Here is a 15,069-nt window from a genome sequence, read left to right on the forward strand (position 1 = left end):
CGGAGGCGAACTGATGGGGGCTAGTCCTTGCGGCGTGCGTGCCGCCTGAGGGCGAGCAGGGCGCCGACGCTCATCGCGGCCATGGCGTACCAGGTGAGCGCGTAGACGAGGTGGCTGTTGCGGAAACGGACGATCGTGAGCCCGCCTGTGGGCAGGCCGCCGGGGTTGGGCGACGCGTCGGCGTCGATGAAGTAGGGAGCGGTCCCCGAGAGACCCGTCGCGGCCGCGATTGCCGAGACGTCGCGCGAGTACCAGCGATCGCCCGCCGGATCGTTGGAGCGCAGGAAGGCGCCGCCGGGCTCGCTCATCCGGAGCAGGCCGGTCACCCGCGAAGGCCCTGTGACCTCGCCCTCGCTGCGGGAGGCGGGATCGCGACGGTCGGGCGGCACGAAGCCGCGATTGACGAGGATCGTCGTGCCGTCCGCCTGGCGAAACGGCGTCATGACCCAGAAGCCGGCGCCGCGCTCCGTCACCGCCTGCACCAGCACTTCCCGTGCGTTGTCGAACGTGCCTTCGGCCGTCACCCGAAGGTATTCGTGGGTCGGCGCGGAGATATCCGGCCATGTCGGGCGCGGGGGAGGCGCCACGGGGGCCGCATGGATGCGGGCCTCGACGCGGGCGATCAGGTCGAGCTTCCAGAAGAGCCGCTGCACCTGCCACGTGCCGAGCAGCACGAAGACGGCGGCCAGGAGGAGCATCCCGCCCGCAAAGGCCAAGGGGAATCTTCTGGCGCGGGCGGCACCCGGTGCCGCCACGTCGCCGTGGGCTTTATGGCCGGCGGCCATGGGTGCCCTCCGGCCGGTCAGGGCATGTTCTTCATCATCTCGGGCGACATGGGCATCATGTTCACGTTGAGATGATGCATGACCCAGAACGAGCCGGCGAGCATGATCGCGACGATGATCAGCGTGAAGATCAGCGCCATGATCGTCCAGCCGCCTTCCGAACGCGGGTTCATGTGCAGGAAGCAGACCATGTGCACGACGATCTGCACGGCGGCGAAGATCATGATCAGGACGGCCGTGATCAGCTTGTTCTCGAACACGTCTCCCATGACCAGCCAGAAGGGAATGGCGGTCAGGATGGCGGCCAGGACGAAGCCGATCAGGTAGGTCTTGAGCGAGCCGTGGCCGGCGCCGTATCCGTGGCTGTGGCCATGGTGGACGTTGTGGGCATCTTCGTTGGCGGGTGCGTGGGCTTGCGAGCTCATCCGAGAACTCCCATCAGGTAGACGAAGGAAAAGACGCCGATCCAAACGACATCGAGGAAGTGCCAGAACATCGACAGGCACATCAGCCGGCGGCGGTTCTCCGGAATGAGACCGTGCATCTTCACCTGCACCATCAGCGTGACGAGCCAGATGACGCCGAAGGTGACGTGCAGGCCGTGTGTGCCGACGAGCACGAAGAACGACGACAGGAAGGCACTGCGGCCGGGGCCCGCGCCCTCGAGGATCAGGTGATAGAACTCGTAGAGCTCCAGCGCGAGGAAGATCAGGCCGAAGACGCCGGTCACGCCGAGCCAGAAGATCGTCTCCATCCTGGCGTTGCGCTCCATCTGGAGCATGGCGAAGCCGTAGGTGATCGACGAGAACAGCAGCATTGCCGTGTTGAAGGCGACGATCGACAGGTCGAACAGATCGGCCGGGGAGGGGCCGGCCGCATAATTGCGGCCGAGCACGCCATGCGTGGCGAACAGCACGGCGAAGATGAGGCAGTCGCTCATCAGGTAGATCCAGAAGCCCAGCATGGTGCTGCCTTCGGGATGGTGGTCGTCCTCCAGATAGAACTGGGGCGCTTCGGTTTCTTGGAGTGCTTTGTTGCTCATGTCAGGTCCGCTCCGCCAGCAGCTCGGAGCGCGCGTCCTCTGTTTCTGTCACTGTCTCGGCGGGAATGTAGAAGTCCCGGTTATAGTTGAAGGTGTGGGCGATCGACACGGCGACGATGGCGACGAAGGAGACGATCGCGAGCCACCAGATGTACCAGATCAGGGCGAATGCGAGCGCGATGCTGAGGCCGGCCAGGATCACGCCCGTTCCGGTGTTCTTCGGCATGTGGATCGGCTTGAAGCCGCCGAGCGGGCGCTCGTAGCCGCGGTTCTTCATGTCGTACCAGCTATCGTGATCGTGCACGACCGGGGTGAAGGCGAAGTTGTACTCCGGCGGCGGCGAGGACGTGGACCACTCGAGCGTGCGGCCGTTCCACGGGTCGCCGGTGAAGTCGCGCAACTGGTCGCGCCTCAGGTAGCTGACGGCGATCTGGATGATGAAGGAGGCGATGCCGAGCGCGATCAGGACGGCGCCGAAGGCGGCGATGATGAACCAGATCTGCAGCGAGGGGTCCTCGAACTGGCTGACGCGGCGGGTCACGCCCATCAGGCCGAGCACGTAGAGCGGCATGAAGGCGAAGAAGAAGCCGATCTGCCAGAACCAGAAGCTCATCTTGCCCCAGAAGGGATCGAGCTTGTAGCCGAAGGCCTTGGGCCACCAGTAGACGACGCCCGCCATCAGGCCGAACACGACGCCGCCGATGATGACGTTGTGGAAGTGGGCGATCAGGAAGAGCGAGTTGTGCAGGACGAAGTCTGCCGGCGGCACGGCCAGAAGAACGCCCGTCATACCGCCGAGCACGAAGGTGAACATGAAGCCGACCGTCCAGTACATCGGCACTTCGTAGCGGATGCGGCCGCGATACATGGTGAAGAGCCAGTTGAACATCTTCGCCCCCGTCGGGATCGAGATGATCATGGTGGTGATGCCGAAGAAGGCGTTCACCGACGCACCGGAGCCCATGGTGAAGAAGTGGTGAAGCCAGACGAGGTAGGACAGGATCATGATCACGCAGGTCGCGTAGACCATCGAGGCATAGCCGAACAGGCGCTTGCCGCAGAAGGTGGCGACGACTTCGGAGAAGATGCCGAAGGCCGGCAGCACGAGGATGTAGACCTCCGGATGGCCCCAGATCCAGATGAGGTTGACGTACATCATCGGATTGCCACCAAGGTCGTTGGTGAAGAAGTTCGTGCCAGCGTAGCGGTCGAGCGAGAGCAAGGCAAGCGTCGCGGTCAGGATCGGGAAGGTGGCGACGATCAGGATGTTGGTGCAGAGCGCGGTCCAGGTGAAGATCGGCATCTTCATGAAGGTCATGCCCGGCGCCCGCATCTTCACGATCGTGGCGATCAGGTTGATGCCCGACAGCGTCGTGCCGACGCCTGCGACCTGCAGGCCCCAGATATAGTAGTCGACGCCGACGCCGGGACTGTAGTCGGCCCCTGACAGCGGCGGATAGGCGAGCCAGCCCGTGCGGGCGAATTCACCGACGAACAGCGACATCATGATGATGATCGCGCCGGCAGTCGTCATCCAGAAGGAGAAGTTGTTCAGGAACGGAAAGGAGACGTCGCGGGCGCCGATTTGCAGCGGCACAACGTAGTTCATCAGCCCGGTCACGAAGGGCATGGCCATGAAGAAGATCATGATCACGCCGTGGGCGGTGAAGATCTGGTCGTAGTGATGCGGGTTGAGATAGCCCTCGCTGCCGTTGAAGGCCCAGGCCTGCTGGATGCGCATCATGATCGCATCGGCAAAGCCCCGCAAAAGCATGACCAGCGCCAGCACCACGTACATGATGCCGATCTTCTTGTGGTCGACGCTGGTGAACCACTCCTTCCAGAGGTAGCCCCAGAGCTTGAACCAGGTGACCAGCGCAAGCAGGGCGATGCCGCCGAGCGCGACCGCGATGAAGGTCACCACGAGGATGGGCTCGTGGTAGGGGATGGCCTCCCAGGTGAGCCTCCCGAAGATGAATTGCGTCAGAGTAGTGTTGCCGAACATCGATCTGTCCAAATTCTCTACAAATGCAGCCTCAGGGCTGTGTGCTGTCGTTGGTGTTCAGTTGCGCCGGGGCCGGCCCGTCCTGGCCGTCTTCCGGCATGGAATGGCCCTGATGCATGTCATGGTTCATGTTGTGATTCATGTCGGGGGCCGCAGGTGTGCCGCTGCCCTCCACGCCTTCGGCCGGCACCTCGCTGCGGGGGGCGTTGCCGGTGGCGGGATGGGTCGCGCCGGGCGCTTCCTCGCCGGCGTGGCGATTGTCGTATTCCAGCTTCTGGCGGTTCTCGTGGCTTTCGACGCCGGCGCCGCCCATCATGTCGACATGCATCATCTCGCTCATGCACATCTGGCCGGGGCGGACGCACATGTTGAGAATGTCCTGGAAGAGCCCGTCATCGACGGTGGCGAAGTAGCGGACCGGATCCTTGATGCTCGGCTTTTCGAGCTTGAGGTAGGCGTCGCGGTTCAATGCGGTGCCGTTCTGTTTGACGCGGGCGACCCATTCGTCGAAGCCGCCCTGCTGCAGGCCGTGGAAGCGGAAGCGCATGTGCGAGAAGCCGTCGCCGCTGTAGTTGGCCGACAGGCCCTCGAAGTCGCCTTCCTTGTTGATGACGGCGTGGAGCTGGGTCTGCATGCCGGGCATGGCATAGATCATGCCGGCAAGGGCGGGCACGTAGAAGGAGTTCATCACCGAGGAGGCGGTGATCTTGAACTGGATCGGCATGTCGACGGGGGCTGCCATCTCGTTGACGGTGGCGATGCCGTAGTCGGGGTAGAAGAACAGCCACTTCCAGTCCAGCGCCACCACTTCCACCACCAGCGGCTTCGTCTCGGCCGGGAGGGCGCGCTCGGCATCGATCCGCTCGAGCGGGCGGTAGGGGTCGAGCTTGTGGGTGCTGATCCAGGTGATCGCGCCGAGCGCGATGATGATCGCCAGCGGCGCCGACCAGATCACCACCTCGAGGCCGGTCGAATGATGCCATTCGGGATCGTACTTGGCGTCGGTGTTGGCGTTGGAGTTGCGGTAGCGCCAGGCGAAGAAGAACGTCAGGCAGATGACCGGCACGATGATCAGCAGCATCAGCACGGTCGAGACGACGATCAGGTCCCTTTGCTGCGCGGCGATGTCGCCGGACGGCGACATGACGACCATGTTGCATCCGGAAAGTGCCAATAGGGGCAGGAGGGCGAGCAGGCCTGCCGCGGACTTGAACTTAATAGACATTTCGGACTCGAATTTGCGTTTGTCTAAGTTTTGACTACTCGCGTCGGAGCGCCGGGGGAAATGGGTTCATTTGTCGCACTGCAGCAATCTGTCGCGTTGCACAAGAGGCGCCGGGGCACTGTAGCAGAGGTTCAGGCATGCTCACAGACGGGTACGAAAAGGCTGCAAACGGGCACGGCCGAAGTTTTTTATCAGCGCATTTCTTGATCTCTTCGGGGGTTTGATCAACATTCCGAAGAGGCGCATCATCGCCAGGAGGATGAATGACATGGCAACGGTTGCCAACCCCACATCGAAGGGCCTCGAAGCCGACGCCCGGCGCTTCCATGACGACAAGCCCATTTCGCCGGGCAGCGTCGCCATCGGTGTGATCATCGGTCGCATGTCGGAGTTCTTCGATTTCTTCGTCTACGGCATCGGCTCGGTGCTCGTCTTCCCCAAGCTCATCTTCCCCTTCGCGCCCAATGCGGTCGCAGCGACGCTGATGTCCTTTGCGATCTTTCCGCTGGCCTTCATCGCCCGCCCCGTCGGCTCCTTCTTCTTCATGTGGATAGACCGCAACTACGGACGCGGGACGAAGCTGACGGTGGCGCTCGTCATCCTAGGCGGCTCCACGGCCTCGATCGCGTTCCTGCCCGGCTACGATACCTTCGGATACTGGGCGGTTGCGCTCCTGGCGCTGTTCAGGCTGGGGCAGGGGTTTGCGCTCGGCGGCGCCTGGGACGGCCTGGCCTCGCTCATGAACCTCAACGCCCCGCCCAACCGTCGCGGCTGGTATGCGATGATCCCGCAGTTGGGCGCGCCGATCGGCTTTGCGCTGGCGAGCGTGCTGTTCGGCTATCTCATCTCCAACATGTCCGAGCAGGACTTCCTCGACTGGGGTTGGCGCTATCCGTTCTTCGTGGCGTTCGCCATCAACGTCGTGGCGCTGTTCGCGCGCCTGCGCATCGTCGGCAGCAAGGAGTTCGGCACGGCGATGGAGGCCCAGGAACTGGAGGCGCGGCCGGTCTTCGAAATGCTGAGCAAGCATGCGCGTGACGTCGTGCTCGGGGCCTTCGTGCCGCTCGCAAGCTTCGCCATGTTCCACCTGGTGACGATCTTCCCCTTGAGCTGGGTCACGCTGAACGGCGGGCAGTCGCCGGCGGAGTTCCTGTTCGTGCAGGTGATCGGTGCTGCCGTCGGCGTCGTCGGCATCGTGCTTTCGGGCGTGATCGCAGACCGGATCGGGCGGCGCAGCCAGCTGATGCTGGGTGCGGTCATCATCGCCATCTTCTCGTTCTCCGCCCCGTTCCTGCTGGATGCCGGCGGCAAGGGCCAGGATGCCTTCATCATCATCGGTTTCGGTATCCTCGGCCTGTCCTTCGGCCAGGCCTCGGGCGTGATGTCGTCGCGCTTCGGCCAGTACTACCGCTACACCGGCGCCGCACTCACCTCCGACCTCGCCTGGCTCGTGGGGGCCGCGTTCGCGCCGCTGGTGGCGTTGGGGCTCGCCACCAATTTCGGCATCATCTTCATCGGCGGCTACCTGATCTCGGGTGCGATCTGCACGCTGGTCGTCCTCGCCGTCAGCCGTGTCCTGGACCAGACCAGCGACGGATCGGAACCGGAGAGGCGCTGAGGCAAGTCTCCGGCCGGAAATGCAAAGGGCCCGCGCAGCAGTCGTTGCGCGGGCCCTTTCTTACGTTGGTGCGGTGATCAAAGGGCGCCGTCGAGGGTCGAAAGCGGGGCGTAGAGCTCCGGCCGCCGGTCGCGGAACAGCCCCCAGGCCTGGCGCTGGCGTTCGATCGCATCGAGGTCGAAGGTCGCCGTCAGCACGACCTCTGTCTCCCGGTCCGCTTCGGCCACCTTCGCTCCGGTCTGGTCGGCGATGAAGGAAGAGCCGTAGAAGGTGATCGACGTTCCGTTTCGCCCGTCCTCCGTACCGATGCGGTTGGAGGCCACCACCGGCATCAGGTTGGCGGCGGCATGGCCCTGCATCACCCGCTGCCAGTGGGCGGCGCTGTCGATCGAGGGATCGTGCGGCTCGCTGCCGATCGCGGTCGGGTAGAGCAGGATCTCGGCGCCCAGGAGCGCCATGGCGCGGGCAGCCTCCGGAAACCACTGGTCCCAGCAGATGCCGCAGCCGATCGTGCCGTAGCGGGTCTTCCAGACCCGGAAGCCGGTATCGCCGGGAGAGAAGTAGAACTTCTCGGTATAGCCGGGGCCATCGGGAACGTGGCTCTTGCGGTAGTTTCCGAGCACGGTGCCGTCGGCATCGACGACGGCGAGCGAATTGAAATGGGCCTTGCCCGCCCGTTCGAAATAGCTGACCGGCAGGACGACGCCGAGTTCGGCTGCGAGCCGGGCGAAGTGCGCGACCACGGGGTTATCCGCAAACGGCTTCGCCAGGCCGAAGAACTGCGCGTCCTGGTCCTGGCAGAAGTAGGGTGTCTCGAACAGCTCCTGGACGAGCACGACGTTCGCACCCTGCGACGCGGCCCTGCGAACGAGCGCTTCCGCCCGTTCGATGTTGGCCTGCGTATCCCAGGTGCAGGTCATCTGCGTGGCGGCGACGGTGACGGTGCGCATGATCGATCCTCAGGCCTGGTGGGTGATGCGGCCATCGCAGATGGTCGCCACCGGGCGGATGGCGGGGAAATCCTCGTGAGCGGTCGCCTCGATGTCGCCCGAAAGGACGACGAGGTCGGCGAGGTAGCCTTCCTTCAGCATGCCCTTGCGGTCCTCCATGAATTCCAGCCAGGCACCGGTGCTTGTATAGGCGGCAAGCGTCTGCTCCAGCGACAGCCGCTGGTCCGGGTCTCCCTCCCGCCACGGTGTTCGGGTCATGGCGTCGCGGATGCAACTCATCGGGTCGAGCGGCGAGACCGGCCAGTCGGTGCCGAAGACGATCCCGGCACCCGCGTCCACCAGCGTCTTCCAGGCGAAGGCGAGCGGCCAGCGCGCCTCGCCGATGAAGCCGAGATAGGGCTCCAGCGGCAGGCCGGCGCAGCCCGGCGGATGGGTCGGCTGCATGGAGGCGACGGTGCCGAGCTCGGCGAAGCGGGAAATGTCGTCGGGATGGACGACCTCGATATGCTCGATGCGGTTGCGGCTGTCGCGCTTGCCGTTCTTTTTGATCGCCGCCTCGTAGCCGTTCAGCACCATGCGCACCGCGCCGTCGCCGATGGCGTGCACGGCCACGGGCAGGCGCAGCCGGTCGGCCTCCACGGCGATCGCGTCGAACTGCTCCTGGGAAAACAGCGGCTCGCCCTTCCAGCCCGGCTTGTGGGCATAGTCGTCGACGAAGACGGCGGTCTCGCCTTCGGTAACGCCGTCCATGAACATCTTGACGAAGTCGCAGCGCAGGCGGTCGCCGGAGAATTCCTCGCGCCATTGCGCGGCCTTCTCGGAAAGGTCGGAAAGCGGCATGAAGTTCTTCATGTGATAGGGCATGCGCACGCGCACCGGCAGGCCGTCGGCTTTCTCGATCTCGGCTAGCAGTTCCAGCTGGTAGTGGTTGCCGTCCATGTTCTGCAGCGAGGTGATGCCGAGCGAGGCGACATAGGCGAGGCCCTGCCTGAGGACCGCGATGTCGCTGGCCCTGTCTTCGGCGGTGACGCCGTCCGGCTCGCCGCCGGTGCCGATGCCGAGCATCTCGCGGCCACCTGTCTCGCCGAGGGCGGCCACCGGGCGGATGGCGTTGCTTTCGCGCAGCTCGCCATTGGCAAGCCCGTCCTCGCCCATGACGATCTCGTTGCCGATGCCGACGTCGCGTCCCTCGATAAGGCCGGCTTTCTTCAGCGCGATCGTGTTGGCCCAGGCGGTGTGGTGGTCGGGGGCGACGACCAGCAGCGGCCGGCCGGGCAGGATGCGGTCGAGGACGTGGCGGGTCAGCCGCTCGTCGTCGGAGAGGATCGAATAGTCGGCATGCTGGGCGATCAGCAGGGGACGGTCCGGATACTGGGCGGCATAGGCATGGACCGCCTCCTCCAGCGCCGCGTAGCCCTTGACCTTGTAGAGCGACAGTTCGCTGAGCTCGACGGAGCCCGGGAAGATGTGCATGTGGGATTCGTTAAAGCCCGGCAGCACGGTGCCGCCGCGCGCGTCGATCACGCGGGTCGAGGGACCGGCAAGGGCGAGCACGTCCGCCTCCGCACCGACGGCGAGGATGCGGTTTGCGGCAATCGCGACCGCGCCTGCGCGCGGCCTGGCCTCGTCCATGGTGAGGACGCGCGCGTTGCGGATGATGAGGTCTGCCTTGGTCTGCATGGGAACTCCTGCCCGGTCGCGTCAGAGCGCCATCCGGCACAGGGTCCGGAAGAAGGTGAACATGTCGTGGTTGGTTTCGTCGCCAAGCGGGTCGTCCTGCGAGGACAGCTTGACGATCACGGTCTCGGTCGAGGGATCGACATAGAGCCACTGGCCGTGGATGCCGATCGCGCAATAGGCGCCGTCCTCCTCTCCCGACTGATACCACTGGCTGCGGTAGCGCCCGTTTGGAAGGTCGACGTTGCGGCCCTCCTGCCATGCCTGGCGGTCGCCGTTCTGGGTCATGTCGACGATCCAGGCCTCGGGGACGACCTGCTTGCCACCGGCCACGCCGCCGGTGCGGATCAGTTCGCCGATGCGGGCGAGGTCGCGCGCGCTCACGCACATGCCGCCGGCGGTGCGGGGCGTGCCGATGGCGTCGACGGTGACGTAGCCGTCGTTCGTGGCGCCCAGCGGATGCCAGACGAGCGCTTCGAACAGGTCGGAAAACCGTGCGCCGGTCACGCGCTCGATAATGGTGCCGAGCATGTCGGAGTTCGGCGAGGCATAGGAGAACGGGCCGCCATGCGGGCCGTCGCCCTTCTTCAGCGTCATCAGGAAGCCGGCCAGCGTTTCCGGCGTCTCGTCCGGCAAGGGCGGGTTCCAGAGCATGGCGCGGCGATAGCGGGCGAAGGCGCCCTTCGGATCGAGATAGGCTTCCTCGAAATCGAGGCTGATGCGCATGTCCAGCACGTCGCGGTAGCTGCAGTCGCCATAGGCGCCGCCCTTTGCTTCCGGCAGGTAGTGGGAAACGGGACGGTCGGGATCGATCACGCCCTCGGCCTCGAGAATGCCCGACAACAGCGCCGTCAGCGACTTGGAGATCGAAAAGACGATGTGGCGGGCGTTGACGCCGGAGTGGGCGGCATAGTGCTCGAGGACGACACGGCCGCCGCGCATGACGAGGAAGCCGTCGGTCTGCGCCTTTTCCAGATAGGCGCGGATCGTCGCGGCCCCCTCCAGCGCCGTCTCAAGCCGCGCATCGAGCCGGTCGCGGCTGTCGAGCGCCTCTTCCGGTTCCGGCCGGCGGCTTCGGAATTCGGCCGTCGGCACGAGATCGCGCACGTTGTGGAAGGCCCAGCGGCTGAAAGGGGCGGTGCGCCAGTTCGCGAGCGTCACGTCGCGGCGGGCGAACCCGTTCTCGTCCTTGAATGTCGATGTCATGGTCATTCTCCGCAGACAGGCGGGAGCATTCGCGCTCCCGCGTCCGCGGTCCTCCCGGTTCGATGCGTGTTATTTCTGCAGTTCGGTCCAGATCTTGGTGTAGAGTTCCTGGACTTCCGGCGGGCAGGCGAGGTTGAACTTGCCGGCGGCCTTGAGCTCGTCGGGAATGACGATTTCCGGTGCGGCCTTCATGTCTTCGGGCATGAAGGCGTCGGAACCCTTGATGCCGTTGGCATAGCGCGCGAAGGCCGAGAGCATGGCGGCGTTTTCGGGGTCCATGACGAAGTTCAGGAAGAGCTTGGCGTTGTCGACGTTCTTGGCGTCGGCCAGGATCGCGGCATTGTCCATCCAGACCGGATAGCCTTCTTTCGGATAGCCGTAGACGACGTCCGGGTTCTGCAGGCGCGAGCGGAAGGAGGCGCCATTCCAGTTGGTGCCGGCCGAGAGATCGCCCTTCGAGTATTTCTCGATGTTGCCGTAGTCCATCGCGATCCACTTCGGCTTGGCGGCGAGCAGCAGGTCGCGCGCCTTCTTCAGCACGGTCAGGTCGCCGGTGCAGGGCTCGCCGCCCGCATAGGTGACGACCATGTGCATGACGTCGGACATCTCGGGAAGGACGTTGACCTTGCCGACCAACTCCGGCGGCGGGTCCAGGAAGATCGCCGACGTGTTGATGTCGCCGGAATAGACCGCCTTGTTGACGGTCACGCCCGTCGTGCCCCACTGCCACGGAACGGAGTATTTGCGGCCCGGGTCGAAGGGCACGTCCACCCACTGCGGATCGACGTTCTTGAAGTTCTCCATCTGATCGGGGTGCGATTCCAGGAGCAGGCCTTCGGAGATGAAGGTCGGCATCGCGCTTGCCGAGGGAACGACGATGTCGAAACCGTGGCCGCCCTGGCGGATCTTGGCGAGGGCGGTATCGTTGCTGTCGTAGTCGGTGATCGTCACCTTGACGTCGTAGGCCTGCTCGAACTTCTTGATCATGTCGGGGCTCGTGTAGTTGCCCCAGTTGAAGATGTTCAGTTCGCCGGCGGCAAATGCGATGGCCGTCGAGGCCATGAGCCCTGCGGCGAAGGTTGCTGCTCCCAGTACCGATTTCATGCTGTTCTCCTTTAGGATGTTATGGTTCGTCTTTCTGCGGATTTCGGCTGATGAAGAAGAAGACGGTGACGATGGCGAGCGACAGCATCAGGAACACGGTCGAGATCGCGTTCATCTCCGGGGTGACGACGCGGCGCAACTGGCCGAGCATGTAGGTCGGCAGCGTGTCCTGGCCGCCGGACTTGACGAATTCGGTGATCACCACGTCATCCAGGGAGATGACGAAGGCGAGCATCAGGCCGGCGAGGATGCCGGGCCAGAGAAGCGGCAGGGTCACGTAGCGGAACGTCTTGTAGGGCGTGGCGTAGAGATCGGCCGCCGCCCGCTCGAGCGACAGGTCCATGTTTTCCAGCCGCGCACGGATCGGCAGGTAGGCGAAGGGGACGCAGAAGGCCGAATGGGCGGCGATGAGGTAGCCGAGGCCGGAATAGCCGGTCCACACCTTGATCCGCGAGAACAGGATCAGGAGCGCCACGGCGGTGACTATCTCCGGCACCAGCAGCGGGATGTTCAGCATCGAGTACTTGAAGGTCAGGCCGCGATAAGGTGTCGTCCGGGTGGTCGCAAGGGCTGCGAGCGTAGCGCAGGCGGTGGCGATGACGGCTGCGACCGAGGCGATCTGCAGCGAGCGGATGGAGGCGTCGATCACCTGCTGGTTCTGCCAGGCGCTCGCAAACCAGCGCAGCGACAGGCCCTCCCAGATCGCGATCGACGTGCCGGCGTTGAAGGCATAGACCACCAGCGTGGCGATCGGCAGGTAGAGGACGAAGAAGCAGAGCATGGCGATCGTCGCAAAGCCCGGCAGCCGCTTGATCGAGAAATTCCTGGCCACGTTTCTAGCCATGCGCGCCGCCTCCGCTCTTGCCGACGTTGCGGACGTAGAAGAGGAGCGCCACGAGCACGATCGCGACCAGCGTCACCGACAGGGCCGCGCCGAGCGGCCAGTTGCGCCCCTGGCCGAACTGCAGCTCGATCAGGTTGCCGATCATCAGGTTCTTGCCGCCGCCGAGCACGCGGGGGATGACGTAGGACGACAGCGCCGGGATGAAGACGAGGATGGAGCCGGCGATCAGGCCGGGCTTCACCAGCGGCACGATCACCTTCAGCAGCACGTTCAGGCGCGAGGCATAGAGATCGTAGGCCGCCTCGACGAGGCGGAAGTCCAGCTTCTCCAGGCTCGCATAGAGCGGCAGCACCATCAGCGGCAGGTGCACGTAGGTCATGCCGAGCAGGATGGCGAAATCGGTGAACAGCATCTGGATCGGAGCGGAAATGATGCCGAGCTTGAGCAGCAGCGTGTTGACGAGGCCCTCGGTGCGGATCACCTCCTGGATCGCAAAGGCGCGGATCAGCATGTTCGTCCAGAACGGGATGGTGATGACGAAGAGCCAGATCGAGCGGTTGTGCGGGGGGCGGGTGGCGATGAAATAGGCGGTCGGGAAGCCCAGGATCAGGCACAGGACGGTGGTGGCAAGCGCCACCCGGATCGAGCGCCAGAAGATGCTGAAATGGGCTTCGGCCAGCGAGACGGTCTCGTCGAAGATGTCGCGGGAGAAGAAGACGTTGAACCAGCCGTCCGTGGAAAACGCCCATTTCACGTCACCGTAGCTGCCGGGCGCCAGGAAGGAATAGAGCACGACGATCAGGAGCGGCCCGGCGCTGGCGACGCCGATCAGGATGAGCGCGGGGGCGCTCAGGAACCAGCGGTCGCGGATGTCCTTCCGGCGGAGCGTCTCGCTGAGTTCGGCGGGGCTGACGCTCATCTCAATCCCTCAGGATCTGGGCGACGTCGTCGCTGAGTTCGATCCCCACCGGATCGCCGACCGCAAAGCCGCACGGGCCGCTGCGGGCGTTCTGCTGGCGGACCATGAAATTCGTCCCGTCCTCGAGGCGCACGTGGAAATGCGTGTCCGTGCCGAGATAGACGACGTCGTGGACCGTGCCTGAGAGCGGGACTGATTGCGGGGTTGCGGGCGAGAGGCCAGTGGAGACGGCGCGGGCGTGTTCCGGCCGGATGACGATCGTCACCTTGCCTGCCGGGCGGATGTCGGCGGGGAAGGTGGCGGGGATCTCGGCGCCGGAGGCCAGCCGCACGCGCGCCCGCTCGCCTTCGATCGCGACCACGTCGACGTCGAGAAAATTGGTGTCGCCGATGAAGTCGGCGACGAAGCGCTCGGCCGGGCGGTCGTAGATCTCCCAGGGCTCGCCGACCTGGCGGACCTTGCCATGGCTCATCACCGCGATGCGGTCGGACATCGTCAGCGCCTCTTCCTGGTCATGGGTGACGAAGACGAAGGTGATGCCGGTCTCCGACTGCAGCCGCTTCAGCTCGATCTGCATCGACTTCCTGAGCTTCAGGTCGAGCGCGGAGAGCGGCTCGTCGAGCAGCAGCACTTTCGGCCTGGGGGCAAGGGCGCGGGCGAGCGCCACGCGCTGCTGCTGGCCGCCGGAGAGCTGGGTGACGGGATCGCCGCCACGGCCTTCCAGATGCACGAGCTTGATCATCTCGGCCACGGTGGCGGCGATCTCCGCCTTCGGTCTTCCGAGCATCTTCAGGCCGAAGCCGATGTTTTCCGCCACCGTCAGGTGCGGAAACAGCGCGTAGTTCTGGAAGACTGTGTTGACCGGCCGCTGGTTGGGCAGGAGGCTCGCGATCTCCGTGCCGTCGAGCCGGATGCTGCCCTCGGTCGGCATCTCGAAGCCGGCGATCATCCGCAACAGCGTGGTCTTGCCGCAGCCGGAAGGGCCGAGCAGGGTGAAGAACTCGTTCGGGCGGATTTCCAGCGACACGTCGTCGACGGCCTGGAAATTCCCGAACCACTTCTTGATGCCATGCATTCCGATGGCGCCGCCATGGGCGGCCGTCGCTCGGGATTGGTCCATAAGTTCCCCATGTCTCGTCCGGAACTCGGTTTCCTCTTCCGAGATCCGGGGGTTGGGCGGCCGTTTGGACGGCTCTTCTTCAGCTTTGTGATAGGCTTTTTATAATTATGATCACAACAAATCACAGTTCGATGAAAACTGTAAAGGGCAAATTCTACGCGTGTGCAATAGTTGAGCAGCGCGGCGCGAATGGCAAGGGCTTCGCCAGAATCCGGTTCCATGATCGAGCAGCAAAAAGGACCGCCCAGGGCGGGACTGGGCGGTCAGGCGGATCGCTCGATCCGCGGGCCTCGGAGGAGGGGAGATCTCCGGAGCCGGTAGCGGGAGGGGCCGCGCTACACGCCGATGGGGGCGATGAAGAGAGGATAGCGGTCAACTGAACGCGGCGACACTATACAGTGGTATCGCCCGAGCCATCTGCGGGGGTGGTGAACCCCGCGCAGAAGAATGAGGAAGCCGCGAACCGGATCGGTCCGCACTTTCAGTTTGCCTACAAACGTGTTCCTGTCGGTGTCTCCCATTTCTTCCGTCACCCCGGACTTGATCCGGGGTCCAGCCGCGTCGCGTCTGCGGT

13 protein-coding genes are annotated in these 15,069 nt (G+C 64.6%); 1 reads left to right on the forward strand and 12 read right to left on the reverse strand.

The features are described from left to right. Positions 1-20: 20 nt before the first annotated feature. The 5 genes from GGQ64_RS21575 to cyoA are packed head-to-tail and all read right to left on the reverse strand — an operon-like array spanning position 21 to position 5,057. Positions 21-785, reverse strand: coding sequence for an SURF1 family protein (locus GGQ64_RS21575; protein WP_183807396.1), 765 nt, complete (start codon positions 783-785; stop codon positions 21-23). 17 nt (positions 786-802) lie between these two features. Beyond that, positions 803-1,210 (reverse strand): cytochrome o ubiquinol oxidase subunit IV, encoded by a 408-nt coding sequence (gene cyoD, locus GGQ64_RS21580; RefSeq protein ID WP_183807397.1) that lies wholly within the window; start codon positions 1,208-1,210, stop codon positions 803-805. Next, positions 1,207-1,827, reverse strand: coding sequence for a cytochrome o ubiquinol oxidase subunit III (gene cyoC / locus GGQ64_RS21585; protein WP_183807398.1), 621 nt, complete (start codon positions 1,825-1,827; stop codon positions 1,207-1,209). Before cyoC ends, cyoD begins: the two co-directional genes overlap by 4 nt. 1 nt (position 1,828) lies before the next feature. Next, positions 1,829-3,832, reverse strand: coding sequence for a cytochrome o ubiquinol oxidase subunit I (gene cyoB, locus GGQ64_RS21590; RefSeq protein WP_183807399.1), 2,004 nt, complete (start codon positions 3,830-3,832; stop codon positions 1,829-1,831). Between the two features lie 31 nt (positions 3,833-3,863). Continuing rightward, positions 3,864-5,057: a ubiquinol oxidase subunit II gene (gene cyoA / locus GGQ64_RS21595; RefSeq protein WP_183807400.1), complete on the reverse strand. Its 1,194-nt coding sequence runs from the start codon at positions 5,055-5,057 to the stop codon at positions 3,864-3,866. A gap of 268 nt (positions 5,058-5,325) precedes the next feature. On the opposite strand from cyoA, the gene GGQ64_RS21600 reads away from it, so the two are divergent. Next, on the forward strand, positions 5,326-6,675 hold the full coding sequence (locus tag GGQ64_RS21600) for an MFS transporter (protein ID WP_183807401.1): 1,350 nt from the start codon (positions 5,326-5,328) through the stop codon (positions 6,673-6,675). A gap of 77 nt (positions 6,676-6,752) precedes the next feature. Here GGQ64_RS21600 and aguB read toward each other — a convergent pair whose 3' ends face one another. The 7 genes from aguB to GGQ64_RS21635 form a co-directional block, all read right to left on the reverse strand. Then, positions 6,753-7,625, reverse strand: coding sequence for an N-carbamoylputrescine amidase (gene aguB / locus GGQ64_RS21605; RefSeq protein WP_183807402.1), 873 nt, complete (start codon positions 7,623-7,625; stop codon positions 6,753-6,755). A gap of 9 nt (positions 7,626-7,634) precedes the next feature. Continuing rightward, positions 7,635-9,305 (reverse strand): amidohydrolase, encoded by a 1,671-nt coding sequence (locus GGQ64_RS21610; RefSeq protein WP_183807403.1) that lies wholly within the window; start codon positions 9,303-9,305, stop codon positions 7,635-7,637. Between the two features lie 21 nt (positions 9,306-9,326). Next, positions 9,327-10,508, reverse strand: a complete 1,182-nt coding sequence (locus GGQ64_RS21615) for a serine hydrolase domain-containing protein (protein ID WP_343059533.1) — start codon at positions 10,506-10,508, stop codon at positions 9,327-9,329. A 69-nt stretch (positions 10,509-10,577) separates the two neighbouring features. Then, complete coding sequence (locus GGQ64_RS21620; protein WP_183807405.1) at positions 10,578-11,612, reverse strand: extracellular solute-binding protein; 1,035 nt, start codon at positions 11,610-11,612, stop codon at positions 10,578-10,580. A 19-nt stretch (positions 11,613-11,631) separates the two neighbouring features. Further along, positions 11,632-12,444 carry an ABC transporter permease subunit gene (locus GGQ64_RS21625; protein WP_183807433.1) on the reverse strand — a complete coding sequence of 271 codons (813 nt, stop codon included), beginning with the start codon at positions 12,442-12,444 and terminating at the stop codon, positions 11,632-11,634. A 4-nt stretch (positions 12,445-12,448) separates the two neighbouring features. After that, on the reverse strand, positions 12,449-13,375 hold the full coding sequence (locus GGQ64_RS21630; RefSeq protein WP_183807406.1) for an ABC transporter permease: 927 nt from the start codon (positions 13,373-13,375) through the stop codon (positions 12,449-12,451). A 1-nt stretch (position 13,376) separates the two neighbouring features. Beyond that, positions 13,377-14,495: an ABC transporter ATP-binding protein gene (locus tag GGQ64_RS21635; protein WP_183807407.1), complete on the reverse strand. Its 1,119-nt coding sequence runs from the start codon at positions 14,493-14,495 to the stop codon at positions 13,377-13,379. Positions 14,496-15,069: the final 574 nt, after the last annotated feature.

It is taken from the genome of Mycoplana azooxidifex, from assembly GCF_014196765.1.
Taxonomy (GTDB): domain Bacteria; phylum Pseudomonadota; class Alphaproteobacteria; order Rhizobiales; family Rhizobiaceae; genus Mycoplana; species Mycoplana azooxidifex.